Raw genomic sequence first — 26,293 nt, forward strand, 5'->3', positions numbered from 1 at the left:
GGGACGGCGGGCGGAACTCAGGAGCGCTGAGTCCCCCGGCCGGGTGGACCTAGGTCTACCCCGCGACCGGCTCCGCGGTGCGGGCGCGGAGACGGCGGAGCATCCGGGCATCCTCGAAGCCGACGGTGCGGGCGGCTGCCTCGACAGTGGCGCCGTGGCCGATCAGGTGTTCGGCCCGCTCGAGGCGGAGGAGTTGCTGGTACCGCAGCGGGGTCAGACCCGTGGCATTGGTGAAGATCCGGGTCAGGGTCCGTTCGCTCACACCCACCTCGTGGGCGAGCTCGGCGAGCAGGAGGCGGTCGGCGTACCGGGCGTCGATGACGTCCTGCACCCGGTGGGCGAGGTCGCTCAGGTGACCGCGGTGCCGCAGCATCACGCTGTCCTGCAGTTCGTCGCCGTTGCGCCGCGCGTACACGACCATCTCTCGAGCCACCCGGGCCGCGGCCTCGGCGCCCCGCTCGACCGCGACCAGGTGCAGCGCCAGATCGATCCCGCTCGCGATCCCGGCGGAGGTGATGACGCGGTCGTCCACGACGTACAGGACGTCCCGCACGATGGTCGCCTTCGGATAGCGCGCGGCCAGCTCCTCGGTCAGGTCGTGGTGCGTGGTGTAGCGATGGCCGTCGAGCAGCCCGGCCGCGCCGAGTGCATCCGCACCGGAACACACGCTGGCCACCGATCCCCCGGCCGCGTGATGGCTGCGCAACCGCTGCCTGGTCTCCGGCCCGATCGGCGGCACCGGCGACAGCCGCGGCGACCGCCAACCGGGTACGACGATCAGGTCGTCCGGATCGAGGTCGGGCCAGTCCAGCCGCGCCTTCACCGGCACGCCCTGGGCGGTGGCGATCTCCTCGGCCTCCGCCACGTAGCTCAGCTGGTAGCCGTAGCCGAGGTCGTTCGCGGTCGAGAAGACCTGCGCCGGCCCGGCCAGATCCAGCAGGTGCAGCTTCGGCACCAGCAGGAAGACGACCCGAGTACTACTCATGATCCGGTCAGGATGGCACGGGTACGCCGGTCAGTTCGTCGAGTGTCCGAATGGTGGCGAACCGGCCCGCCAGCGCGTACTCGGTCCGCTCGGTGACGAGCTCGGGACTGAGCGTGCGCGGATCCGCCAGGATCTCGTCCAGGGTCGCGTCGGCCGGCATCGTCCAGTGCGGCAACGGGGTCGTCGCCGTGGCCTCGGTGACGAACACGACGTCGTAGCCGAGGTCCGAGGCGATCCGGGTGGTGGTCTCGCAGCACTGCTCGGTCCGGATGCCGCCGATCACCAGCTCGGTGACGCCGTGCTGGGTCAGGAGTTGCTGCAGATTCGTTGTGGTGAAGGCGTTGTGCGAGGTCTTGGTGATGACCGGCTCGCCGTCGATCGGCTCGAGTCCTTCGATCAGCCGGACGTGGCCGTTGGCCGGATCGAACGCGCCGCCGGTGCCCGGCTCGGTGTGCAGCACCCAGACCACGAGGTCGCCCTGGTCCCGGGCGGCGCGGACCAGGCGGCCGACCCGGTCGGCGATGTCGGGGTGGTTGACGGCCTGCCAGTTCGGCCGGACGCGGAAGGATTCCTGGACGTCGATCACGATCAGTGCGGTTGCGCTCATAGCGTCCATGCTCGCGTGCTGCCGGCGTACCGGAGAAGACCCGATCGGGGCCGGGACCGGACCGATCCGGTCAACGGCCGGCGGACCTTTCGCTACCCGTGCAGTCATCGGACGAATTCAAACCGTTACGAACTGTTCCAAACACTGGACAGCCGTGCGTATCGTGCCCGGGTCGGCGTGGAAACGCTCTCGCCGACGACCGTCGACTCAGTGAGGGGAATGCGATGCCCGACCACCTGCCCCGCCGCCAGGTCCTGCGTACGGCCGGCGCCCTGGGTCTGGGTGCCGCCGCCGCGGGCGCTCTGAGCAGCACCGCGGAGGCGACCACCCGGGCCAGTTCGGTCGCTGGTACGCCGGATAAGTTGGCCGCCATGGGCGCACACCACGGCAAGCTGGAGATCCGCAAGGACCCGTTCGGCACCACCCCGGAGGGCGTTGCGGTGGACGTCTACACGTTCACCAACGGCCGGGTCACGATCTCGATGCTGACCTGGGGCGCCACCATCCAGCGGGTCGAGACCCCGGACCGGCGCGGCCGGACCAGGAACATCAGCCTGGGCTTCGACAACCTGCCCGACTACGCGGCCCTCAGCCCGTACTTCGGCGCCACCATCGGCCGCTACGGCAACCGGATCGCGAAGGGCCGGTTCACGCTGGACGGGACGACGTACCAGATCCCGGTCAACAACGGCGAGAACGCGTTGCACGGCGGCACCATCGGCTTCGACAAGAAGGTGTGGAAGGCCAAGACCGTCCGCACCGACGACTCGGTCGGGGTCGCGTTCAGCTACGTCAGCCCGGACGGCGAGATGGGCTTCCCGGGTGAGCTCAGCACCACGGTGACCTACACGCTGGACCGGCGCGACAACCTGCGGATCGACTACCACGCGACCGTCGCGGGCAAGCCGACCGTGGTGAACCTGACCAACCACGTGTACTTCAACCTGGCCGGCGAGGGCAGCGGCTCCATCGACGACCACGTGCTCGAGCTGAAAGCGTCCTCGTACACCCCGGTCGACGCCGGCCTGATCCCGACCGGCGAGATCGCCCCGGTCGCGGGTACGCCGTTCGACTTCAACAAGCCGACGGCGATCGGCGCCCGGCTGCGCGGCGACCACCCGCAACTCATCGTCGGCCGCGGCTACGACCACAACTTCGTCCTGGACGGCAAGACCGATCACGACGGTCTCCGCTTCGCCGCGCGCTTCTGGGAACCCGAGGACGGCCGCACCGTCACGGTCCACACCGACCAGCCGGGCGCGCAGTTCTACAGCGGCAACTTCCTCGACGGCACGTTCCTGGGCATCGGCAACAAGGCCTACCGCCAGGGCGACGCCTTCGCCTTCGAGACGCAGCACTTCCCGGACTCCCCCAACCAGCCCAACTTCCCGTCCACGGTCCTCCGCCCCGGCCAGACCTACGCCACCACCACCATCTACACCTTCGGCACCAAGTAGTCGCCCCGCAGTCCATCTCCCCACCCCTTCTCCGCCAGGCCGAAGCATTGTGCGGGGTGGGAGGTGGATGCAGGGTGGCAGGTAGGGGTGGGAGGGTGGTGGCCGTGTGGAGGGGTGGGCGGCGCGGGGAGCGCCGCGGCCGTGGGCCCTGTGGGCGACCGTTGTGGCAGGGTTCGGCACTCTGGTGGTTTCGGTAGCTCTCGCGATGGCCGGCGACGAGCTGGTCCGGCCGGGTCTGCAGGCACTGCTGTTCAACTGGATCACCATTCCGTACCTGATCAGCGGCACCCTGGCGTGGTGGCGCCGGCCGGAGAGCCGCCTCGGTCCACTGATGATCGCCACGGCCTTCGTGATGGCGCTGACCGCTCTGCAGTGGTCCTCGGTGCCTGCCTTGCACTCGTTCGGCCACCTGCTCGACATGGTTCCGTCGGCCATGTTCCTGCACGTGTTCCTCGCGTATCCGACCGGACGACTGGAGACCCGGCCACGCCAGGTGGTCGTCATCGCCGGCTACGTGAACGTCGTACTGCTCCAACTGGTGAAGATCCTGCTCGGCGGCAATCCGGACAGCCTGCTCGCGATCGCCTCCGAGCCCGCACTGGCGGCCCGGATCGAACAGATCCAGCTGATCACCATGAGCGTTCTGCTCCTGACCGGCACCGTTCTGCTCTTCGTACGACGCCCTGCCGCGGGCGGCACGCGCAGACGTCCCGTGACACTGCTGGTGGACACGTTCGGACTGGCCCTGATCGCGCTCGCGGTCCTGTTCGTCGCAGGTCTGCGCGCCTGGCCGCAGGTCGAAACGGTCCGCCACATCGCCTTCGCCGCACTCGGGCTCGCCCCGGTCGCGTTCCTGCTCGGCCTGCTGGACGCCCGGCTGGCCCGGACCGACGTCGGCGCGCTCCTGATGGAGTTGCGCGCCCACCCGGCCGACGATCTACGCGAACCACTGGCGCGGGCACTGCACGATCCCTCCCTGACGCTTGCGTACTGGTTGCCTCAGTACGGCACCTGGGCGGACCACGAGGGACGGGCCATCACGTTGCGGGGAGCCGAGGAGGGGCGGGCGACGCGGGTCATCAACCGCGACGACGAACCGATCATCGCGCTGGAGTTCGACCGGTCGCTCGAGGACGAGCGGGAGTTGCTGGACGCCGTCGCCGCGGCGGCGGGCATCGCGCTGGAGAACAACCGCCTGCAGGTGGAGCTCCGCGCCCGGCTGCAGGAACTGCAGGGCTCGCGGGCCCGGGTCATCGACGCCGGCCAGAAAGAGCGGCAGCGACTCGAGCGCAATCTCCACGACGGTGCCCAGCAGCGGTTGGTCGCCCTGTCGCTCGAACTCGGTCTGCTCGCCGGCAGCTCCGGGGGTGAGACCTCGGAACGGCTGCTGCAGGCCAAGCGTGAGGTCAGCGTCTCGCTCGACGAGTTGCGAGATGTTGCCCGCGGCATCCATCCTGCCGTGCTCACCGGCCACGGCCTGGCCGTCGCGCTGGAGTCGCTGGCCGCACAGGCCGCCGTACCCGTCGAACTCGACGTCGCGGTCGGCGGACGGCTGACCGAGCGGATCGAGGTCGCCGCGTACTACGTCGTCAGCGAGAGCCTGACCAACATCGCCAAGCACGCCCACGCGACCGTGGCCTCGGTCCACGTCACACGGTCGGCGGACACGGTCGTGGTCGAGGTCGTCGACGACGGCGCCGGCGGGGCGGACACGGAGCGCGGGACCGGGCTTCGCGGACTTGCCGATCGGGTCGAGGCGGTCGGAGGCCGGCTGCGGATCTGGAGCCCGGCCGGGCACGGGACCCGGCTCGAAGCGGAGTTCCCGTGCGAGTAGCGATCGCCGAGGACAGCGTGCTGCTGCGCGAGGGGCTCACCCGGATCCTGACCGGCGCCGGCCTCGAGGTGGTCGCGGCGTACGACAACGCCGACGACCTGCTGCGGTACGTCCGCAGCTTCCCGCCGCAGGTCGCGATCCTCGACATCCGGTTGCCACCGACGCACAACGACGAAGGGATGCGCGCCGCTCTGCGGATCCGCGCGCAGCATCCGGGGGTCGGCGTACTCGTGCTGTCGCAGTACCTCGAACTCGGCCTCGCGATGCAGTTGCTGTCGGAGTCCGCCGAGGGCGTCGGCTACCTGCTCAAGGACCGGATCAGCGACGTCGAGGACTTCGTCGCCGCGGTACGGCGGGTGGCCACCGGCGGCTCGGCCATCGACCCGAAGATCGTCTCCACCCTGCTGAAGCGCCGGCGTGGTGACGATCCGCTCGCGGTGCTCACGCCGCGCGAGCGCGAGGCGCTGGAGCTGATGGCGACCGGCGCCTCCAACCAGGGCATCGCGGACGCGCTGACGATCACGCTGCGCGCCGCGGAGAAGTACGTCTCCGGCATCTTCACCAAGCTCGGCATCCCGTCCACCCGCAGCGAATCCCGCCGGGTGCTGGCCGTGCTGCTCTACCTGCGCGCCTGACACCAGAAACCCGAACCATTCCTCCACCGGTCGACCGGTCTCCCGAACGCGCCCAGGAGCGCGAGTCTCGGACGTAGACCGAGTCCCTGGAGGAGCAGTGCACAAGTCCCGCGTGATCCAGAACGACCCCGAGCCTCCACGCCGGCCGAGCCAAGACCCCAGTCCGCAGCCGCCCCCGATCCGCAGGAGAACCGTCATGACCTTCATCCGCAACCACCCCGTGCTCAGCTTCTTCGTGCTCGCCTACGTCCTCGCCTGGGGCGCCGTCCCGTTCGGGAGCTTCTTCGCCCCGGGCGCCCTGATCGCCGCTCTCGTCGTCGTCTCCCTGACCGAGGGCGTGGCCGGCCTGAAATCCATCGGAGCCCGCCTGATCCGCTGGCGGGTCCGCTGGGTCTGGTACGTCGCCGCGCTCGCGGTACCGCTCCTCGTGCACTTCGTGACGATCTCGATGAACCAGGCCCTCGGGGCGTCCGCACCGGACACCGGCCAGTTCACGCCGTGGTACGGCCTCGCGTTCGTCATCGGCATGAACATGGTCGATCCGATGGGCGGACCCTTCAGCGAAGAGCCGAGCTTCCGTGGTTACGCGCAGCCGAGGCTGCAGGCCAAGCGCACACCGCTCGCCGCGACCGCGATCATGGCCGTGGCCATCACCGGTTGGCACCTGCCGCTCTTCCTGATCTCCTCGTTCGGCTTGCAGCCGTTCGAAGCGCTGACCACGGTCGCCGTCACCTTCTGGTACGCGTGGCTGTTCAACCACGCCGCGGGCAGCGTGCTCATCACCCTCATCGCCCACGCCACCGAAGGCAGCATCAACACCGAAGACCTCTGGCCGGCCGGCGCCGACGCGACCCGCGAGACGTGGCTGTACGTCGCCGTGTGGTGCGCGGTCGCCGTGGTCCTGCTGGTCGCCAACCGCCGCTTCTGGACCAGCCCCGCACCTGCCGAAGCCGTCCACCCGCGCCCCAGTGCCCACGCCAAGGAGACAGTCTCATGACCACCACTCCGAGCCTTACGCCAACAGTCCAGCGCTCGTGGAGCGGCCGCCGTACCCTGCTGGTTGTCGTCGGCGCCTTCTTCGGCATGGTCAGCCTCATCCTGTTCGCGATCGGCGGCTTCGGTCTCTGGGCGCAGCAGCAACGCGACAACGGCTACTTCACCGCCGGACCGGAGCGCGTCACGACCAGCTCCTACGCTCTGCTGGCGCCGTCACTCGATGTCGGCGGCACCGGGCCGGACGCCTTGTACGCCGACGACTTCCTCGGCGACGTCCGCATCGACGTCGAGTCGAAGAACGGCACGCCGGTGTTCGTCGGGATCGGTCCGGCCGCCGAGGTTGCGAAGTACCTGAACGGTGTCAGCCACGACGAGGTCGCGGACTTCGACGTCGATCCGTTCAAGCTGTCGACCACAGCACACGCCGGAGACAAGCCGGTGGCCGCACCCGCCGACCAGTCGTTCTGGGTCGCTTCTGGCTCCAGCACGCTCGACTGGAACGCCGTCGGAGGCGACTGGTCCGTCGTCGTCATGAACGCCGACGGTTCGCCGAACGTCGACGCCGAGCTCAGCCTGGGCGGCACCCTGCCCGCGGTCGAGGGCATCACCATCGGATCCCTCATCGGCGCGGTCCTGATGCTGCTCATCGCAGCCGCCTTCATCGTCCCGACCATCGCGACCCGCCGCTCCCCCGACGACGCGCTGAGCCGCGGGCAAGGGTTACCTAAGTCGCTTAGGGTCGAAGACATGTCGGAGCCGGTGCTGGAGATTCCGTTCGAGGATGCCTTTCAGTTCGATCCCTCGCCGACGTTCGCCGAGCTGCGGGAGAGCCGTCCCGTGGCTCGGGTGCGGACGCTGGCGGGGGCCGAGGTCTGGCTGGTGACGCGGTACGACGACGTACGGATGGTGCTCGCGGACCCGCGGTTCTCGCGGGCCGCGGTGGTCAAGCAAGGAGCACCCCGGGTCGCGCTGGCGAAACCGATGCCGAACAGCCTGACCACGACCGACCCGCCCGAGCACACCCGGCTGCGCAGGCTGGTCGTGCCGACGTTCGCGCATCGGAAGATCGAGCAGACCCGGCCGTGGGTGGCGGAGTTGTCGGCGCAGCTCGCGGACGATGTCGCGGCAGCCGGCGACGGTGCGGACATCCGGCAACTGGTCGCGCTGCCGTTGCCGATCCAGGTGATCTGCCAGCTGCTCGGCGTACCGTACGCGGACCGCGCGCAGTTCCGTGAGTGGACCGAGCTCGGGTACAGCATGAAGATGGCGGAGAAGGACCTGGTCGAGGACGCGATGACCAACCTCACCGCGTACATCGAGGACCTGGTCACGAAGAAGCTGGCGAACACCGACCAGCCCGCGGAGGACCTGCTGGACGAACTGGTCCGGGCCCGCGAGGAGGGCGACCGGCTCAGCCAGGAAGAGCTGATCGCGTTCGGTGTGAACCTGCTGGTTGCCGGCCATGAGACCTCGGCGAACCAGATCTCGAGCTGCGTCGCGACCCTGCTGCGCTGGCCGGAGAACTGGGCCAAGCTGGTCGCCGATCCCAGTCTGGTCCCGCCTGCGATCGAGGAGCTGCTGCGCTTCAACCGCTTCAGCGAGGTCGGCCAGTTGCGCGTCGCCCTCGAGGACGTCGAGCTGCACGGCGTACGGATCACGGCCGGAGAAGGCGTGATGGCCGCGCTGAACTCGGCCAACCGGGATCCCCGCGCGTACGACGCTCCCGACGAGCTGCGGCTGGACCGGAAGGACAACAAGCACCTGTCGTTCGGGTTCGGGCCGCACTTCTGCCTCGGGGCACAGCTGGCCCGGATCGAACTGCAGGAGTCGTTGCTGGCCCTGGTACGGCGGTTCCCGCGGATGAGCCTGGCCAAGCCGGCCGAGGACCTCCAGTGGCGCCGCGTCCTGGTCAGCGGCCTCGCCGAACTACCGGTCAACCTCGGGAACTGAACCCGCGCCGGGGTGCGGCCGGCGCGGGGTCCGTCAGTTCTGCGAGCTGAAGACCAGTCCGTGCTCGGCCTCGTACTGCTCGATGAAGCGTGCGGCCATCGGCTCGCTCGACGCGATCGCGTCGGCGAGCTTCTTCGCCGTCCGCTCGTGCCCCTCCGGCCAGTCGGACAGCAGCGCCCACGCCCGCATCCGCTTCTTCTCCAGTGCGGTCGGTTCGGCGGCCGGCTCCTCGATCTTCACCGACTCCATCGCCGGCTTCGCCACCACCGACTCGTCCACGACCGACTTCCGCGCCACCGGCTCGGCGGGCGCCGTCGTGATCAGCGCCGGCGGCTGGGTGTCCGTCGCGTCCGCGAACGGCGACGGCGGCTGCGGCTTCTGCACCACCGGCTCGGCCTTCGGCTGCGGCGCCAGCGGCTTGAGCTTGCCGTTCACCGACGCCGTCACCGACCCGTTGACCGCACCGTTGGACGCACCGTTGGACGCGCCGTTCTGGACGACGTGCTCCGGCTCGCTCTCGTCCTCGACGACGACCGCCTCGGCGACCGACTCGTCGTTGGGGACCTGGTAGTCGACAGCCATCAGTTCGCCGGTCCAGGCGTCCTCGTCGCGCAACGACACCCCGGTGCTCTCGGCCCGGCGCGGCTGCCCACCCTCGAGCACCCAGACCGCAGCCGGTACGGCCGGACGCTCCTCGGGCTCCGGCGGCGGCGAGATCGCCTTGGTCAGCTTGCTGGTGATGACCTCGTAGTTGATCCGCTCCTCGAGCATCCCGGCGAGCCGGTCCGGGTCGTACGTCGTCTCGGCGATCTTCGCGAGCCGCTCGTCCTGGTGCTCGGAACGGATGTACTCGGCAACGGTCCCGGCGATGGCGTCGCGCCGGGACTTGTTCCGGATCTGGTGATGGGCCGCGCGCAGGCTCTCGTACAGGCTGTACCCGTGCTCGATCGCCAGCGACCGCGCCAGCCAGGTCACGCGCGGCTCGCGCACCCACTGGACCACGCCGTACACCGGGCCAGTCTCGCGCATCTGCCCCGCCCGGCGCAGTGCGTCGCGGCGGCGGGCCGAGCTGTGGATCAGCCAGAGCACGTAGGCGAACGCGGACAGGCCGCCGAAGCCGAAGGCGAGGAACCGCTCCTCGGGGCGCCAGTGACCGACGACGTTGAAGACGACCGCGACCAGCGCCGCGAAGAACGACATCGCGCGGTAGGCGTAGGCCTGCTCACCCTTGCGCCGGCGCAGGTCGGCCAGCGCTGCGGTGGCGACACCACCGAGCTCGAGCACGGCCACCGCGGGCGTCACGACGGCGATCTTGAGGAACTGCGAGAAGCCTTCCTCGGGCCAGGGGATATGGGTCACGCCGGCCCAGACCTGGCCGACTAGTGCGGCCGCGGCCGCAGTGGCGTAGAAGGCATAGGCGACCTTGTCCGCACCGGTAAGGGGTACGTTCGCCAGTTCGCCAGTACTGGGATTGCTGGTGTTCTCCTGCAAGACGTGGTCTCCTGACCGGTTTGGGCTCTCCGGCAGTTCGTCGGGATGGATGCGGTGGCTCGGTAGGCCTCCCCCAAGGACCGCTGAACGAGGCTACCGGTTCCCGGCCCCAGAAGGGGAGGCGAATCCGGAAACATTGCGAACCTCCCCATTCCGTCCGGACTTCACACCTCGAATTCAGAGGAATTACGGAACCCCGTCTCCTAGGGTCAGGCCATGGTCCGGACCCTGCGATCGTTGCCTGACCCACGCGCTCTGAGCGCTCACCTCGGCGAGCTCTACGGCCTCCGCTTCACCGGCTGCGAGCTGCGGCGGTCACTGGTCAACGACGTCTATGTGCTGACCACCGGGGACGTCCGGTACGTCGTCAAGCTTTATCGGTACGACGGACGCCACCCGGACGAAATCCGTTGGGAGGCAGGGCTTTCGGAACATCTGCGCTCCACCGGACTGCTCGTTCCAGCAATTCGCCCGTTGCCTTCCGGTGACCTTGTCGGCGTCCTCGATGCACCTGAGGGACCACGACCGTTCACCCTGTCCGAGTTCGTCGACGGCACCACGCCACAGCCGCCGTTCGACGACGAGCTGTACGCTGCCTTCGGCGCGCAACTGGCCGCGTTCCACGATGCCGCCGACAACTACTCGTCGCCGTACCGGCGTCGTCCGGCGGATGTCGCGCATCGGCTCGACGAACCGCTCGAACAGATCCTCGCGATCGACCGCGCGGAGGAAAACCTGCTCCGCGAGCTTGCCGCCGCAGTACGGAACAACGTCACGCAGTACTCCGACAATGGTGTCTGCCATGGCGACGCGAGTCTCGACAACGTTTTGCTGACGCCGCAGGGACTGCTCTTGCTCGACTTCGACCTGGCCGCGATCGGTCCCCGGGCCGCGGACTTCACGGGCGTCGCGTCGACGCCGTACTGGTCCTCGTTCAAGTCGGGATACACGAAGCGGCGGCCGATCGTGGCGGCCGACGAAGCCGCCATTCCGTACCTGCGGGTCGTCGGCCGGATCTTCAACCTGCGCTTCCACCTGGTCGACAAGCCGGCGTTCCGGGGCACCGAGTCGCGGACCGAGGGGTGGGCCGCGGACGAGCTCGAGGCGCTGCGGCAGGACGCGGCCGAGATCCTCTGATTCACAGCATTTCCCCAGCCGGCGCGGAGGTTCCTCCAGGGCTGGTTGCTCATGCTGGGTCTATGACGCGGTTCGTGCCTGCCTCGCTGACCGCACGAGTCGCGGCCGCGGTCGTCCTGCTGGTCGCGGTCGTGAGTGTGCTGATCAGTGTGCTGACGACGGCTGCCATCAGCTCGTACCTGACCAAGCAACTCGACTCCAAGGTGATGGCGACGCACGGGCGGGCGCTCGGCGTACTGACCAACGGCGGCGGGAACAAGCCGCCGCCGGACGTTCCGCACGGGCAGGACGCCGGCACGGTGACCGTCTACCGCAGCGTGTCGGATGCCATCGGCAACGTGATCACCACCGCCGGCGAGGTCACCACCCTGCCCGACCCGGACCTCGCTGTCCTCGAGGCCGTACCCGCCGGTGGCACGAACGCGACCGTGGACGTTCCCGGTCTGGGGCAGTACCGGGTGCACGCTTCCCGGATCGGCGACGTCACGGTCATCACCGGGTTGCCGACCAAGGACATCGACGACACGGTCAACAGTCTGATCGGATGGGAGGTGCTGTTCGGCGGCGTCGGCGTGCTGGCTGCGGGCGGTGCCGCGGTGTTCGTCGTACGACGGCAACTGCGGCCGCTGCGGCGAGTCGCGCAGACGGCTCGGGAGGTGGCTGGGTTGCCGCTGGACACCGGTGAGATCGGGGTGACCGCGCGGGTGCCGTCACGGCTGACGGACGAACGGACCGAGGTCGGTCAGGTCGCGGTCGCGTTGAACACGTTGCTGGGCCACATGGAGCGGTCGCTGGACGCGCGGCACCGGAGTGAGCTGCAGGTGCGGCAGTTCGTTGCCGATGCGTCCCATGAGCTGCGGACACCGCTGACCACGATTCACGGGTATGCGCAGTTGAGTCTGCAGCGGCGGGATCCCGAGTTGTACACGCAGGCGATGGGCAAGGTGATGGTCGAGGCGACCCGGATGGCGGCGCTCGTGGAGGACCTCCTGCTGCTGGCTCGCCTCGATGCGGGCCGTCCGCTCGACCGTCGTCCGGTGGACCTCAGCCGGCTGGCACGCGACTCGATCGCCGACGCGCGGATCGTAGCGCCCGAGCACGTATGGCGGTTGAGCCTGCCGCCGGATCCCGTTGTCGTCGTCGGCGACGAGCAACGCCTGCACCAGGTCGTCACCAACCTCCTCGGCAACGCCCGCCGTCACACGCCTCCGGGTACGACGGTCACGGTCGCCCTGACCGCGTCCGCCCACTCCGCCGTCCTCACCATCCACGACGACGGACCCGGCATCCCCGCCGACCTGCAACCCACCGTCTTCCAGCGCTTCACCCGAGCCGACACCTCCCGCACCCGAACCTCCGGCGGCGCCGGCCTGGGCCTCTCCCTAGCCCACTCGATCACCCAAGCCCACCAAGGCACCCTGACCCTCACCTCCCAGCCCGAGAGCACGACCTTCACTCTCGCACTGCCCCGCTGACGCTCGCCTACTTCAGGAGGCTCTCCACCAGCGGGCGGGCCTGGGCTGCCGGCCCGACGCTGCCGAGCGCCTGGACCGAGGCGTAGGCGCCCTCGAAGATCAGCGTGAGATGCGCAGCCAACTGGTCCGGATCATCGGCCTCCAGGTCGTTGGCCAAGGCAACGAACTGGTCGCGGACCCACTCCTTCAACTGGATCGCCCGCTGGTGCCCGGCCAGCTTCTCGTCCGGGAACTCGGTCAGCACCATCAGGAACGGGCAGCCCCGGCAGATTTCGGGCTGGAGCATCGCGTTCTGCTCGGAGAAGAGCGCCAGCACCCGGTCGCGCGGGTCGTCGCCACCACGTTCGAGCGACGTACGGAACCACTCGCGGTACGCCTCGTAGGCGCGGTCGACGTACGCCGCGACCAGATCGTCCTTGGACGCGAACAGGCGGTACAGCGTGGTCGGGGCGATGCCGGCCTCGGCGGCGATCCGGTCCACACCGATCGCCCGGATCCCCTGCCAGTAGAACAGCTCGTGCGCGATCTCCAGCACGTGTGCGCGGGTCTCGTCCGAGCTTCTACGGGTCCTCATGAGAACAGAGTAGCAATGTTAGGGATCGTTCCCTTACATTGATGTTAGGGATCGTTCCACTTCGAGGAAGGCCACGATATGAGCTTGCAGGGAAAGACGGCGTTGGTGACCGGTGGATCACGCGGGATCGGGCGGGCCGCGGCCGAGCGGCTGGCCGCGGACGGTGCGCGCGTCGGGGTGCATTACGGCACGAACGAGGCGGCAGCCAAGGAGACCGTGCAGGCGATCGCCGCCGCCGGCGGGGACGCGTTCGCCGTCGGCGCGGAGTTCGGCACCGACGGCGACGTCGACACGTTGTACGACGGCCTGGTCGCCGGACTCGACGGCGCCGGTCTCGACATCCTGGTCAACAACGCCGCCGTCATCGACTACGCCGACAGCATCGACGGCATCACGCCCGAAGCGTTCGACCGGCTGATCGCGGTGAACGTCAAGGCGCCGCTCTTCGTCACCCAGCGGGTCCTGCCACTGATGCCCGACGGCGGCCGCATCGTCAACGTGTCGTCGGGTGTCACCTGGTTCGCCCAGCCGGAGATCGGCTACGGCATGACCAAGGGAGCACTGAACGTCTTCACCCGCTCGCTCGCCCGGACCCTCGGCCCGCGCCAGATCACCGTGAACACGGTGTCTCCCGGCATCACCGAGACCGACATGAACGGCTGGCTGCAGGACCCGCACTCCGCCGCACTGGTGGCCGGCATGGTCGCCCTCGGCCGGCACGGTCAGTCCGCCGACCTCGCCGACGTGATCGCGTTCTTCGCGTCCGCCGACGCGCGCTGGGTCACCGGCCAGGTCCTCGAAGCCAACGGCGGCCTCTGGCTCGGCCCGAACGAACGCTGACACCGGACCGCCAGGCCATCACAATCACGAGCCAACCGCGGCGTCAGGCGGAGCTGGCCTACGCCGAGGACGATTGTGATGGCCTGGGCGTCCACGGCGCGCCGAGTTCGCTGAACACGGCGAGTTCGTCGGCGGCCCGATCCACCCACTTCTCCACGTCGAGCACGATCGGCCGCCGCTCGAGTCCCTCGCCCTCCCATCGGACCAGCCCGCCCGGGATCTCGGCCGGCTCCTCCGCCACTCGTACGGCTTCGACGACGCGAGTGAATCCCCCGGTCGCGGCCAGCGGGACATACAGCGGTACGCCGGGGTCCGCCCGATGATCGAGCAGGTTCTCCAGCAACCCGGCCCGGTCGTACGTCGTCTCGGTCGTACCGCTGCCATCGGTGATCTCGAGCATGTCCGTCGTGTACCGCAGTTCGGCGCGACCAGCGGACCCGTGCACGATCACCCGCGGCTCGAGATGTTCCGACGCGCACAGCGTCACCGCGATCAGGATCGTCGTACCGCGACTCGTCACGATCCGCACCGTGGACGTGTCGTCGGACTCGATCGGGTTCGCGCGGAACAACTCCGTCTCGACGGACCGTACGTCGTCCACCCCGGTCGACCCGTCGAGCAACAACGCGGCCGCGGTCGCATGGGCCAGCGGGTTCGTCACCGCGCCGTCGACCACCGCGATGCCGTCGAGCGTCCGTCGACCGGCCCACCGCGCCCGCTGGAAGTACTGCGCCTTCCGCACCCACTTACCGACCGCGCTGATCCCCCGGATCTCGCCCAGCCGCCCGTCGGCAATCATCGACGCCAACGTCAAGGTGGCCTTCGACGCCTGAGCCTGGAAGCCGACCTGGCAGGCCCGGCCCGTCTCAGCGACGACCGCGGACAACTTCTCGAACTCCGCCAGCGACGCCGTCGGAGGTTTCTCCAGCAGTACGTCGGCCCCGGACCGCAACGCCGCCTCGGCCAGCGCAACGTGCGTCTGGATCGGCGTACTGATGATCACCACGTCGACCGCCGTCGACGCGAGCACCTCGTCCAGCCCAGCGAAGACCTCGACCCCTGCGGGCAGATCCTCGGCCGGCCGAGGGTCGGCGACAGCGACGAGCTGCGCCTTCCCCTCGGCGGCCAGTCGTACGACGTTGCGGACGTGGGACGCCCCGTGGCCGTGGACACCTGCCACGGCCACGCGAGGCGTCATCGCCAATCAGTTGCCGTCAGCAACACTATTTGAGCTCCCCGTTGACCTCGTCGATGAACTGCTGGGCCGCCTTGTCGGGCGTCAGCCGTCCGAACAGTACTTCGGTCGTGTAGCGCTGGGTGATCTTCTCCACCTGACCACCACCGACCGGCGGCGCCGGCGACGGGTCACCGAGCTCCTTGCCGATGTCCTGGATGAACTTCGACGAGGCGGCGTCGGCCGGCTGCAGCTTCGGGTCGACCGCCGCGCGGATCTCGGTGTTCGGCGGCACGCCCCGCTCGGCCAGCAGGATGTTGCCGGCGGCGGTGCTGTTGGCCAGGAAGTTGACGAACTCGGTCGCCTCCTTCTGGTGCTTCGACCGCGACGAGATCGACCAGAACATCGAGCCCTTGTAGTACGAGCCGTTGTCGGCCGCCTGGCCGTCGGTGCTCGGGATCCGGAGCAGCTTGAGCTCGGTCCCGGCCGCCTTGCTGAACGCGACCAGCTGGTTGCTCCAGATGAAGCTCATGCCCAGCTTGCCGGTCGCCATCGCGGACTGGTCCAGCGGCGCGTTCATGTCCTGCGAGATGGACTCGGCCGACGGGATCGCCTTCGCGTCGCGCATCTTCAGCAGGTTCTTGTAGAAGTCGGTCACCTGACCGGCCGAGATACCGAGCTTGCCGTCCTGGGTCCACAGCGACTCGCCGTGCTGGCGTGCCCACAGGTTCAGCGCGGCCTCGTTGGTACCGGGTGCACCGGTCCCGAACACCTTGCCGCCCGACTTGGCGGTGATCTCCGCGGCGATCCGGGTGTAGTCGTCCCAGGTCCACTTGGTGTCGTCGGGCAGGGCGACCCCGGCGGCCTTGAACACGGCCGGGTTGGCGACCACGGCGAACGAGTTGATCCCGGCGTTCAGCCCGTAGAGACCACCGTCGAACTCACCGGCGCTGAGGGTGTCCTTCTCGAACTTGCCGGTGTCCAGGCCGTCGGCCTTCTTCAGATCCTGCAGCGCGCCGCGGTCGGCGTACTCACGCAGGTACTTCTCGTCCATCTGGATGATGTCCGGCGCGTCGTTGGCCGCGACGGTGGTGGCGAGCTTGTCCCAGTACCCGGACCATTCGCCGAACTCACCCTTGATCTTGATGTTCGGGTGGTCCTTCTGGAAGGCCTCGATGGCCTGCTGGGTCATCTTCTGCCGGGTGTCGCCGCCCCACCAGGTGAAGCGGAGGGTGACCTCGCCGTTGGCGGAGTCGCCAGCGCCGCCACCGCCGGAGTCACCACCGCACGCGCTGGCGGCCAGCAGGGTGGAAGCGATCGCGACGGCGGCCAGGGCCCGCAGGCGCCGGCCTGCGGTGGGTGGGATGAGCGGCCTCATGATGTGTGCACCTTTCGGGGAGTTACTTGATGCCGGTGGTGGCGATGCCCTTGATCAGGAACCGCTGGCCGAGCAGGAATGCGAGGAAGACGGGAACGAGGGAGACGACCGACATCGCGAACATCGACCCCCAGTTCGTACTCGAGGTCGCGTCGACGAACGACCGCAGCGCGACCGGCACGGTGTACATCTTCGGATCGGTCAGGTAGATCAGCTGGCTGAAGAAGTCGTTCCAGGTCCAGATGAAGGTGAAGATCGCCGTGGTGGCCAGGGCCGGCGTCATCAGCGGCAGGATCACCCGCAGGAAGATCCCGGCCCGGCCGCAGCCGTCGATCCGGGCCGCCTCGTCCAGCTCGCGCGGGATGCCGCGGATGAACTGCACCATCAAGAAGACGAAGAACGCGTCGGTGGCCAGCAGCTTCGGCACCACCAGCGGCAGGAACGTGTTGATCCAGCCGGCCTGCGAGAACAAGATGTACTGCGGCACGATCACCACGTGGATCGGCAGCATGATGCTGACCAGCATGATCGCGAACCAGAACTTCTTGCCGTTGAAGTCGAGCCGGGCGAACGCGTACGCCGCCATCGAGCACGACACCAGGTTGCCGAGGATCGCGCCGAGCACCACCGCCGCCGAGTTCAGCAGGTAGCGGGTGAACGGTTCGGCCAGCGCGTTCCAGCCGAGCCGGTAGTTGTCGATGTGCAGGTCCCTCACCAGGATCCCGGGCTCGCGGAAGATCTCGTTGCCCGGCCGCAGTGAGCTGACCACCATCCAGATCAACGGGTAGAGCATCACCAGGGCGGCCGCGGCCAGCGCGACGTGGATCAGGACCGGGCGGACCCGGGCCCAGCTCACACCGGTGGTCCGCCGCGCGGCGAGGCTGCTGCGGATCGTCTCAGTCGTCATAGAACACCCAGTACTTCGAGGCGAAGAAGTTCGCCGCGGTGAAGACCCCGATGATCACGAGCAGGAACCACGCCATCGCGGACGCGTAGCCCATGTCGAAATTGCCGAAGCCCCGGTCGTAGAGGTAGAGCGTGAAGAACATGGTCGAGTCCGACGGCCCGCCGCTTCCCCCGGAGACCACGAAGGCCTGGGTGAACGACTGGAACGCGTGGATGATCTGCAGCACCAGGTTGAAGAAGATGATCGGGGTGAGCAGCGGCAGCGTGATGCTGAAGAACCGGCGCAGTACGCCGGCGCCGTCCACCGAGGCCGCCTCGTAGTACATCGTCGGGATCTGCCGCAGGCCGGCCAGGAAGATCACCATCGGCGACCCGAACGTCCACACGTTCAGCACCACCAGCGTGCCGAGCGCCGTACTCGGGTCGGAGATCCAGCCCTTGCCGTCGATGCCGACCAGGCCGAGCAACTGGTTGAACAGACCCTCGGTGCCGAACACCTGCCGCCACAGGACCGCGATCGCGACGCTCGAGCCGAGCAGCGACGGCAGGTAGAAGACCGAACGGTAGAACGCCATCCCCCGGACGCCGCGGTCGAGTACGACGGCGAGCAGCAAGGCGATCGCCAGTTGCAGCGGGACCGAGACGAACACGTAGGTGAAGGTCACCCGCAGCGAGTTGTGCAGCCGCTCGTCGGACAGCATCCGGGTGAAGTTCTCCAGCCCGATCCACTTCGGCGCCTGGATCAGGTTGTAGTCCGTGAACGACAGGTAGAGCGAGGCCAGCATCGGCCCGATGGTGATCAGGAACAGCCCGAGCAGCCACGGCGTCAGGAACAGGTACGCGGACAGGTTGTCCTTCTTCTTCACCTTCCCGGTCCAACGACCCCGGTTCGGCTGCTGCCCGGCCACTTTCTTCCGCCGGAGGCTGCCGAGCTCACCCAGCGCACTCATACTTTCTTCCCTCCGGAAAGCTCCAGGCGGTTGCCGGAAAGCGTTTGCCTTGGCCGGTCAAGCTAGTACGAGAAACCGGTTTACGCAAGACCTCGGAAACGGCCGGACTGACCGGATGCGGTCAGCTGCGAGCTCTTGACAGGACAAACTCCCGAGGCAACAGTTCTGCGCAATGGGAAACCGCTTTCCTGTGATTCTCCGTGGAGGCCGCCCGATGCAGCGCCGTACCTTTCTCGCTGGTTCGCTGACCACTCTCACGGTCGGCGCACTGCACTCGACCACCCAGCACCCCACCGCCGCGGCGACCGCCGCAGGAGCCACCGTGGACGACGACTTCCTGACCGTTCTCACCAACGCCAACCAGAAGCAGATCCCGCTGGTGCTCGGCAACTACCAGAACGCCTCCGACAGCATCCGGACCGTGGCCCGCAAGGCGCGGCGCCTCATCTCCGGGTACGTCTGGGGCCGGTCGTCGTACCACCACGACGGCTCGCTGCTGGCCCCGCTGCAGTGGCTGGTCGAGCAGTTGGCCGCGCGGCAGCACGACGACGGCCTGTACGACGTCGGCAACCTGCACTCACCGCCGGACAGCGCGTTCGCGATCCAGGACGTCTGCATGCTCTACGCCCTGCTCGACGCCGACGACCAGCCGGCCACGCTGCCGCACCGCACGATCCTCGATCAGGTACTGCGGAAGGCCGGCCCGGCACTGGCCAGCGGTGGTGTGCACACGCCCAACCACCGCTGGGAAGTCTCCGCCGCCCTGGCGCGGACCCACCACCTGTTCCCGGATCGCCGGTACGCCGCCCGGATCGACGACTGGCTCGACGAGGGCATCGACGCGACTCCGGAAGGCTTCTACAGCGAGCGGAGTTCGACGTACGCCGCCGAGGTGACGAACCCTTGTCTGCTGACGATCGCCTGGTTGCGGGACAAGCCGGAACTGCTCGGGTACGTCCGGCGCAACCTGGACTCGACGCTGTACCTGCTGGAGCCGAACGGGGAGGTCGACACGACCGCGTCGCGCCGGCAGGACCAGAAGGGGATCCGCGAGGTCTGGTGGTACCTGACGCAGTACCGCGAGCTCGCGCTGCACGACCGGGACGGACGGTTCGCGACCGTTGCCAAGAGCATCGAGCAGCGCGGGACCGGTGAGCTCGGCGACTTCCTCGCCGAGGTGCTCGAGCGGCCGGAGCTGTCCGCGGTCCTGCCCGCCGCCGAGCCCGTACCGACCGACTTCTCCCAGCACTTCCCGACCCAGGGGTCAGCCCGGATCCGGCGCGGCGACCGGACCGCGACCGTGTTCGGCGGGACCGACTTCCACGACCTCCCGGTGATCTCGTCCGGGCTGTCCACCAACCCGACCTTCTTCAAGCTCCGCCAGGGTGCCGCAATCCTCGACTCGGTCCGGTTGTCGCCACAGTTCTTCAGTACCGGCCATTTCCGCAGCGACGGACTGCGCCGTACGGGCGATCGCAGCTTCAAGCTCGCGGACGAGGTGAAGGTGCCGTACCACCTGCCGCTGCCCAAGCGGTACCGGCGCAAGGACGGGCTGTACGCGCTGACGCCAGACGGCCGGTTCTACGCGTCGATGGACTTCCCGCACCGGCCGAAGCAGTTCCGCACGCTGCGGACCGAGGTCACCGTCGTCGAGGTCGGCAACGGTTTCGACCTGACCTTCGATCTCGACGGCGACGAGACGTCGTACGCGATCGAGCTCTGTTTCCGGCCCGGCGGCACGCTGGCCGGCGTCGAGGCCTTGGATGCCCCAGGCAACTACCAGCTGGTGAGCGGCACCGGCAGCTACACCGTCGGCTCCGACCGGATCGAGTTCGGCCCTGGCTCGGGCGCCGCCCGGGTCGGCATGGACCCGGGCGAGCGCTACACCTACCTCGGCGGCAACCTGACCCCGGACGGCCTCCGCGTGTACCTCACCGGCCGCATCCCGACCCGTCAAGTGCTCCGGCTGCGGACGGCCTAGGGATTGAAGTACGGATCGGAGGCGAACCCGGCCAGCGAGCTCAACGCCGGGTTCGCCGCCGGTGTGTCGACCCGCCAGTGGTTGTCGGTGTCGTCGCCGTCGGTGTGGAAGTACAGGAACGCCTTGAGCTGCGGGTACGACGCCTTGACGTCGGCGCGGGTGGTGTCGAGCCAGTCGGCCTGGCGGGTCAGGTCCGTGTCGTCGCGGTGCACGCCGGTCTCACCGACCATGAAGGGCTTCCCGTGCTCGACGGCGAAGGTGTGGGCGGCGCGGAACATCGAGTCGAAGGAGCGGTAGTTGTACTCGGGCTTGTCGGGTTTGGGGCGGGAGTAGCCGTCGGCGGCGATCCAGTCGACGTACTGATCGCCGGGGTAGAACGGCACCGCCTTGTTCGTCTCGCTGAAGGCGCGCCAGGTGGGGTTCCAGACGAAGGCGACGTTCGGGGCCCGGGTGGCGAAGATGTTGCGGACCCGGATCCAGACCCGCTTGAACAGGTCGGTGTCGACGTAGCGGAGATCGAACTCCCAGGTGAAGCGGAAGAAGATCGGAACGCAGTACCCGGCCAGGGCTTCTGCTTCGTCGATCGCTCGCTGGTCGAGTGCGCCGGTGTCCCACTCTTGCGCCAGCGCGACCTCGTCACCCGCGGCGAACGAGATCATCGGGATCCGGCCGTCCGCGATGTCGGCCGCGATCCGCTGGCGCGGCAGTTCGCCGGGCTGGAAGTTGTGGTTGATCCGCAACTGGTGACCTATCTTCGCCTCCAGCGCTTCCGGCTGGGACAGGTCGCCGACCCCTTCGTACGCATAGGCACCGAAGAGCGCACCTTGAGCCGGGATCAGGTCGCCTGCCGGACCACAGGTCGCCGCCGCGGTGGCGGGTGGGGCGGCGAGCGGCGTCACCAGGAGCGCTGTTGCCAGGAGGATCGCGAGTCGCCGGATCATCGGATGTCCAGGACGGTGAACTCCGGGTCGGGGACGACGCGGGCGGTGCGGACACCGGCGGCGGACGCACCCCACTGGGTGAACTCGGGGGTCTTGTCGCGGTAGCCGCGATTGCCGCGGAACATGATGTCGCGGGACTGCTCGAGGCCGACGCCGTACGGAGACGGGCCGAGAACCGTGGCGACGCGGAAGAGGACGGAGTTGGCGAAGAGCAGGTCGTGGCAGTGGTCGAGTTCCACGGCCTGGGACTGCCAGCCGTAGATGTGGTCCTCGGTCTGCAGGCCGAAGAACCGCCAGCCGGACACGTGCCGGAGGACGACTTCGCGGTACTGGTGGTGTTCGATCGAGAGCTCGTACGCCGACGTCGGGACGCTCGATGACTCGATCAGGAGTCCGTTGTCGGCCCAGCCGGCCGCACTCCAGATGTTCGACAGGACGCCTCCGCCACCGCGGACCCAGACGCCGTACTTGTGCTTGCCCTTGTAGGTGTAGCCGGGATCGCCGCTGGCGACGTCGTCGGGATGCCACTTCACGAACTGGGTGGTGATGTCGGCCAGGTAGGACCCACGTCCCGACCGCCAACTGAGGTTCACCGAACCCGGCGTGTTCCGGGCGGTGTCCAGCCCCAGGCCGTGCACGATGTTGCGCCCGCCGGCCGGGGTCTCGACCAACGCCCGCGGCCGCTCGGGATCACCGAAGTACGCCGTACCGTCCGGTGTGCGTAGCCACGTCTGACGGGGATGCAGGCCGATCAGGTTGGAGTTCTTCCGCAGCCGCAACGTCCCGGCGAGAACATACGCACCGATCGGCACGAAGACTGTGTCATGCCGATCCACGGCGGCTTGGAAGACAGCAAGATCGTCACCCCCCGAGCCGACGGTCCGTCCCATCCGCGCAGCCACGTCGGTGATGCTGACCCACCCGGACACCGGCGGAAGATCGGGTACGTCGGACTCCAGCAACTCACCGATCCGGGTATCGCGGGATCCGAACGACACCACGACACCGTCGGCACGCGACTCACGCGACGAGAGCCCGCGAGTGATCCGCAGGCCGTAGGTGAGTTCTCGCACGACGCCGTCCCGGGCCGGGGTCCGTCGACCGCTCTGAGCCAGTGTGAGCAGAGTCGGTGTGCCGCGGACGACACTGTCGATCAGGTTGACCTGGTTGCTGTTCCGGATTCGTGGATCGGTGGCCCCGGGCAACTGATCGCTGTCGTTCATGACGATGCCTTCGGCAACGTCGTCGAGAACGCAGTTCTCCAGGTAGAGATGGAGGAACTGGCCGGGAACGCACTCGACACCGCGCGGAGCGCCGCCCAGGACGGTGCGAACGAGGACCAGCTTCGCATCGTTGTTCGCCCGGACCGCGGTCTCGCGCTGTCCGGTGAAGCGGCAGTCCAGCACGGTGGTCGGCCACCCGGCCGAGGCGGCGTACGCGTTGAAGCCGACCGCGCCGCCGCGGACGCGGACCCGCTGGATCAGGTTCGCGTTGTGGTCGATCCCGGCCCGGCCGTCGCCCACGTCCAGGTCGAGATCCTGCAGGACACACAACTGCGCGCCGCCGAACCGGACAGCGATCGCCTGCGGGTTGCCGGCGCCGATCGTGACGTCCAGGTTCATCAGTCCGGAGCCGAAGGTGTCGTTGTTCGCGTAGGTGATCGGCCCACCGACCGGCCGGCGCCGGAACGAGAACACGTCGCGTGGCGTGGGCCCGGCGTACCCGGGACTGTTCTCCGCCAGCACGAACCGCGGGCGTTGCCCGCCGAAGCCGATGATGCGCACCGAGTCGTGCACGTCGATCGGCGCGGACAGGCGGTAGGTGCCGGGCGGGACGAGGACGATGCCGCCACCGTCGCCGAGCGGGAAGTCGCGGCCACCGCCGAGGATGTCGCCGAGCCGGTTGACGGTGCCGCGCCGGGAAGCCTCGTCGACTGCCGCCTGCAGTGCGGCCGTCGCGTCACCGGACACCTCGAAGCCTGGTGATCCGAGCACGACCGCGGTCGGATCGGGTGGGCAGGCGTCGTACGCCGACCGGAAGCCGACCGGGTCGCGGTCGGGCCCGTGGGAGTCGGCGCCGACCGGGCTCGCCGACGCCGGCTGGGAGAGGAGCACGACAGGGCTTGCGACGGCTGCGGCGGCCAGACCGGTGAAGTGGCGACGACTCAGCATGGAGACCTCCTCGCGATGAGCGGACTGCCGTGAGTGTTCTTCGCCGCCGCACCGCAGGTCAAGATCCTGGCAATGGTAATTCGCATTATCAGCACTATCGGGCTCTTGACGACGATTCGGCGGCTGCTCTACGGTTCACGGCAATGCGTATTACTGCGAAGGATTGATCGATGCCGGACAAGGCGACCACCCGACTCACCCAGCGCGACATCGCGCGGCTGGCCAAGGTCAGTCAGACCACGGTGTCGCTGGTGCTGAACAACCGCAGCGACGCCACCGCACGGATCCCGGCCGAGACCCGCGACCGGGTCCTCAAGGTGATCCGCGAGACCGGCTACCAGGCCGATCCGCTGGCCCGCCGGATGCTGAAGCAGCGCAACCAGATCCTTGGCGTGTTCACCTACGAATCGGTGTTCCCGAGCGCGAGCGGCGACTTCTACCACCCGTTCCTGGCCGGCATCGAGGACTGCGCGGAGCAGCTGGGACTGGACCTGCTGCTGTTCACCAGTGCGCCGGTGACGTCCGGACGGCGGCAGATCTTCCATGAGAACAACCGGCTCCGGATCGCCGACGGCTGCCTGCTCCTCGGTCGTCAGATCCCGGCCGACGAGCTGGCCCGGCTGATCGCGGAGGAGTATCCGTTCGTCTCCGTCGGGCGCCGCGACGACGCCGGCGGCCCGGTCCCGTACGTCGGAGCCGACTATGTCGAGGCCACGCGGGTCGTGGTGGAGAAGGCGCTGGCGCTCGGGCACCGGCGGATCGCCTTCGCCGGCCCGGGGGCCGGTGCCGAATCGTCGGCCGACAGGCTGCTCGGCTTCCGGGCGGCCGCCGGAGCACGCGCGCCGTGGCTGCCGGGAGCCGATCCCGGCGCACTGCTCGACGCTCTGCTGGAGCGGAAGGTCACCGCTGTCTTCGTGGAGGAGCGGGCCGATGCCGTCGCCCTGCTCGCGACCGCGACCGCGCGGGGCGTCCAGGTCCCGGCCGACCTGTCCGTCATCGCCCTCGGTGACTCGACCCGGCCGGCCGAGAGCGACATCGACTTCACCGGCTTCCACGTACCGCGGCGGGCGATGGGGCTGCAGGCGGTCGAGTTGCTGGAGGCGATCCTGAGCGGCACCGCCACCGAGCGCCAACTGCTGCTCCCCTGCGAGCTGACCGACGGCACCACCCTCACTCCACCCAGCAAAGGGGTCTGATGCATACAGATGTTCTCGTGGTCGGCGGCGGGCTCGGCGGAGTCGCCGCAGCCCTGGCCGCGCTGCGCGCCGGTCGCTCGGTCGTCCTGACCGAGGAGTTCGACTGGCTCGGCGGGCAGTTGACCAGCCAGGCCGTCCCGCCGGACGAGCACAGCTGGGTCGAGCAGTTCGGCGTCACCGCGTCGTACCGAGCGTTGCGGGAGGGCATCCGGGCCTACTACCGCCGCCACTATCCGCTGACCTCGGCGTCGCGTGCGGATGTCCACCTCAACCCTGGTGCCGGGTACGTGTCGAAGCTCTGTCACGAGCCGCGGGTGGCGCTGGCTGTGCTGGAGGCGATGCTCGCGCCGTACCGGGCGAGTGGGCGGTTGCAGGTCCTGCAGCCGTACCGTCCGGTGGCCGCTGACACCGACGGCGATCGGGTCACCGCGGTGACCGTGCAGCATCGCGTCGGCGACGAGCAGGTCACCGTGACGGCGCCGTACATCCTGGACGCGACCGAGACCGGGGAGTTGCTGCCGCTGACCGGGACGGAGTACGTCACCGGGTTCGAGGCGCAGAGCGAGACCGGTGAGCCGAGTGCGCCGGCGCAGGCACAGCCACTCAACATGCAGGCGGTGTCGTACTGCTTCGCGGTCGACCACGTCGACGGTGACCACGTCGGGGACAAGCCGGCCAACTACGCCTTCTGGCGGAACTACCAGCCGTCGTTCTGGGGCGATCGGCTGCTGTCCTGGACGGCGCCGAATCCGCGCACGCTGGAGAGCTCACGGCGTACGTTCACGCCGAACCCCGACGACGACCCGCTCGCTGTGGTCGCCGATCAGCGGCGGACCGGCGGCGACACGAACCTGTGGACCTTCCGCCGGATCGCGGCCCGCCGGCACTTCGTTCCCGGTGCCTACGACAGCGACATCTGCCTGGTGAACTGGCCGATGATCGACTACTTCGAGGGCCCGGTCATCGACGTACCGGATGCGGCGAAGCACCTGGCCGCGGCCAAGGAGTTGTCGCACGCGGTCCTCTACTGGCTCCAGACCGAGGCGCCCCGCGCCGATGGTGGCGCCGGCTTCCCCGGGCTGCGGTTGCGGGGCGATCTGCTCGGGTCCACCGACGGCCTCGCCCAGGCGCCGTACATCCGGGAGTCCCGGCGGATCAAGGCGGAGTACACGATCGTCGAGCAGGATCTGTCGGCCGCCACGCGCGGCGACCGCGGTGCGGTCGAGTACGACGACAGCGTCGGGATCGGGATGTACCGGATCGACCTGCACCCGTCGACCGGCGGGGACAACTACATCGACGTGGCCAGCAGCCCGTTCCGGATCCCGCTCGGCGCGCTGATCCCACAACGCGTCGAGAACCTGCTGCCGGCGAACAAGAACCTCGGCACCACCCACATCACCAACGGCTGCTACCGGTTGCACCCGGTCGAGTGGAACGTCGGCGAGGCCGCCGGTCTGCTCGCAGCCTTCTGCCTGGACCGCGACGTCAGCCCGCGTGCGGTTCGCGGCACCCCCGCCCTGCTCGGCCAGTTCCAGGACCGGCTGATTGCCCAGGGCATCGAACTCGACTGGCCGGCCATCACAGGCTACTGAGTACCGGCTACTGATGGAGG

The 26,293-nt window shown here is 68.8% G+C and carries 21 protein-coding genes; 11 read left to right on the forward strand and 10 right to left on the reverse strand.

Annotation, left to right across the window (positions count from 1 at the left end; translation table 11 throughout):
- Positions 1–55: 55 nt before the first annotated feature.
- Together ACGFH6_RS05395 and ACGFH6_RS05400 are read right to left on the reverse strand one after the other, a co-directional pair.
- Positions 56–985 (reverse strand): GlxA family transcriptional regulator, encoded by a 930-nt coding sequence (locus ACGFH6_RS05395; protein WP_393380692.1) that lies wholly within the window; start codon positions 983–985, stop codon positions 56–58.
- 7 nt (positions 986–992) lie between these two features.
- Positions 993–1,592, reverse strand: a complete 600-nt coding sequence (locus tag ACGFH6_RS05400) for a cysteine hydrolase family protein (protein ID WP_393380693.1) — start codon at positions 1,590–1,592, stop codon at positions 993–995.
- A gap of 224 nt (positions 1,593–1,816) precedes the next feature.
- Here ACGFH6_RS05400 and ACGFH6_RS05405 point away from each other — a divergent pair, with 224 nt between their 5' ends.
- From ACGFH6_RS05405 to ACGFH6_RS05425, 5 genes are all read left to right on the forward strand, one after another.
- Positions 1,817–3,049: an aldose epimerase family protein gene (locus ACGFH6_RS05405; RefSeq protein WP_393380694.1), complete on the forward strand. Its 1,233-nt coding sequence runs from the start codon at positions 1,817–1,819 to the stop codon at positions 3,047–3,049.
- Positions 3,050–3,233: 184 nt separating this feature from the next.
- Positions 3,234–4,883, forward strand: coding sequence for a sensor histidine kinase (locus tag ACGFH6_RS05410; protein WP_393380696.1), 1,650 nt, complete (start codon positions 3,234–3,236; stop codon positions 4,881–4,883).
- Positions 4,874–5,518, forward strand: a complete 645-nt coding sequence (locus tag ACGFH6_RS05415; RefSeq protein WP_393380698.1) for a response regulator — start codon at positions 4,874–4,876, stop codon at positions 5,516–5,518. The genes ACGFH6_RS05410 and ACGFH6_RS05415 overlap by 10 nt, the downstream gene beginning before the upstream one ends.
- Before the next feature lie 196 nt (positions 5,519–5,714).
- A complete protein-coding gene (locus ACGFH6_RS05420) occupies positions 5,715–6,515 on the forward strand; it encodes a CPBP family intramembrane glutamic endopeptidase (protein WP_393380700.1) in 801 nt (266 codons plus the stop codon).
- On the forward strand, positions 6,512–8,464 hold the full coding sequence (locus tag ACGFH6_RS05425; protein ID WP_393380702.1) for a cytochrome P450: 1,953 nt from the start codon (positions 6,512–6,514) through the stop codon (positions 8,462–8,464). Before ACGFH6_RS05420 ends, ACGFH6_RS05425 begins: the two co-directional genes overlap by 4 nt.
- A gap of 33 nt (positions 8,465–8,497) precedes the next feature.
- On the opposite strand, the gene ACGFH6_RS05430 is transcribed toward ACGFH6_RS05425, so the two are convergent.
- The gene (locus tag ACGFH6_RS05430) at positions 8,498–9,955 is read right to left on the reverse strand and encodes a hypothetical protein (RefSeq protein ID WP_393380704.1); all 1,458 of its coding nucleotides are present in this window, start codon (positions 9,953–9,955) and stop codon (positions 8,498–8,500) included.
- 216 nt (positions 9,956–10,171) lie between these two features.
- On the opposite strand from ACGFH6_RS05430, the gene ACGFH6_RS05435 reads away from it, so the two are divergent.
- Both ACGFH6_RS05435 and ACGFH6_RS05440 read left to right on the forward strand, forming a co-directional pair.
- A complete protein-coding gene (locus tag ACGFH6_RS05435; protein WP_393380706.1) occupies positions 10,172–11,092 on the forward strand; it encodes a phosphotransferase enzyme family protein in 921 nt (306 codons plus the stop codon).
- Positions 11,093–11,154: 62 nt separating this feature from the next.
- Positions 11,155–12,567, forward strand: coding sequence for a sensor histidine kinase (locus ACGFH6_RS05440; RefSeq protein ID WP_393380707.1), 1,413 nt, complete (start codon positions 11,155–11,157; stop codon positions 12,565–12,567).
- Between the two features lie 7 nt (positions 12,568–12,574).
- Here ACGFH6_RS05440 and ACGFH6_RS05445 read toward each other — a convergent pair whose 3' ends face one another.
- Positions 12,575–13,141 (reverse strand): TetR/AcrR family transcriptional regulator, encoded by a 567-nt coding sequence (locus ACGFH6_RS05445; protein ID WP_393380709.1) that lies wholly within the window; start codon positions 13,139–13,141, stop codon positions 12,575–12,577.
- A gap of 78 nt (positions 13,142–13,219) precedes the next feature.
- On the opposite strand from ACGFH6_RS05445, the gene ACGFH6_RS05450 reads away from it, so the two are divergent.
- Positions 13,220–13,981, forward strand: a complete 762-nt coding sequence (locus ACGFH6_RS05450) for an SDR family oxidoreductase (RefSeq protein ID WP_393380711.1) — start codon at positions 13,220–13,222, stop codon at positions 13,979–13,981.
- Positions 13,982–14,039: 58 nt separating this feature from the next.
- On the opposite strand, the gene ACGFH6_RS05455 is transcribed toward ACGFH6_RS05450, so the two are convergent.
- Genes ACGFH6_RS05455 through ACGFH6_RS05470 form a run of 4 tightly spaced genes read right to left on the reverse strand, consistent with a single transcriptional unit; the run spans position 14,040 to position 18,389 of the window.
- Entirely contained in the window at positions 14,040–15,179 is a 1,140-nt protein-coding gene (locus ACGFH6_RS05455) for a Gfo/Idh/MocA family protein (RefSeq protein WP_393380713.1), read from the reverse strand.
- A gap of 25 nt (positions 15,180–15,204) precedes the next feature.
- Positions 15,205–16,533: an ABC transporter substrate-binding protein gene (locus ACGFH6_RS05460; RefSeq protein WP_393380715.1), complete on the reverse strand. Its 1,329-nt coding sequence runs from the start codon at positions 16,531–16,533 to the stop codon at positions 15,205–15,207.
- Between the two features lie 22 nt (positions 16,534–16,555).
- Positions 16,556–17,440, reverse strand: a complete 885-nt coding sequence (locus ACGFH6_RS05465) for a carbohydrate ABC transporter permease (protein WP_393380717.1) — start codon at positions 17,438–17,440, stop codon at positions 16,556–16,558.
- Positions 17,430–18,389, reverse strand: a complete 960-nt coding sequence (locus ACGFH6_RS05470; RefSeq protein ID WP_393380719.1) for a carbohydrate ABC transporter permease — start codon at positions 18,387–18,389, stop codon at positions 17,430–17,432. Before ACGFH6_RS05470 ends, ACGFH6_RS05465 begins: the two co-directional genes overlap by 11 nt.
- A gap of 214 nt (positions 18,390–18,603) precedes the next feature.
- On the opposite strand from ACGFH6_RS05470, the gene ACGFH6_RS05475 reads away from it, so the two are divergent.
- A complete protein-coding gene (locus tag ACGFH6_RS05475; protein WP_393380721.1) occupies positions 18,604–20,370 on the forward strand; it encodes a hypothetical protein in 1,767 nt (588 codons plus the stop codon).
- Here the strand turns inward: ACGFH6_RS05475 and ACGFH6_RS05480 are convergent.
- Both ACGFH6_RS05480 and ACGFH6_RS05485 read right to left on the reverse strand, forming a co-directional pair.
- Positions 20,367–21,311: a glycoside hydrolase family 26 protein gene (locus tag ACGFH6_RS05480; RefSeq protein WP_393380723.1), complete on the reverse strand. Its 945-nt coding sequence runs from the start codon at positions 21,309–21,311 to the stop codon at positions 20,367–20,369. The two genes, ACGFH6_RS05475 and ACGFH6_RS05480, sit on opposite strands and share 4 nt — an antisense overlap.
- Positions 21,308–23,482 (reverse strand): glycosyl hydrolase family 28-related protein, encoded by a 2,175-nt coding sequence (locus tag ACGFH6_RS05485; RefSeq protein WP_393380725.1) that lies wholly within the window; start codon positions 23,480–23,482, stop codon positions 21,308–21,310. Before ACGFH6_RS05485 ends, ACGFH6_RS05480 begins: the two co-directional genes overlap by 4 nt.
- 170 nt (positions 23,483–23,652) lie before the next feature.
- Between ACGFH6_RS05485 and ACGFH6_RS05490 the strand changes: the two genes are divergently transcribed.
- Positions 23,653–24,678: a LacI family DNA-binding transcriptional regulator gene (locus ACGFH6_RS05490; RefSeq protein WP_393380727.1), complete on the forward strand. Its 1,026-nt coding sequence runs from the start codon at positions 23,653–23,655 to the stop codon at positions 24,676–24,678.
- Complete coding sequence (locus ACGFH6_RS05495; protein WP_393380729.1) at positions 24,678–26,273, forward strand: FAD-dependent oxidoreductase; 1,596 nt, start codon at positions 24,678–24,680, stop codon at positions 26,271–26,273. The genes ACGFH6_RS05490 and ACGFH6_RS05495 overlap by 1 nt, the downstream gene beginning before the upstream one ends.
- Positions 26,274–26,293: the final 20 nt, after the last annotated feature.

This window comes from Kribbella sp. NPDC049227, from assembly GCF_043197265.1.
Classification (GTDB): domain Bacteria; phylum Actinomycetota; class Actinomycetes; order Propionibacteriales; family Kribbellaceae; genus Kribbella.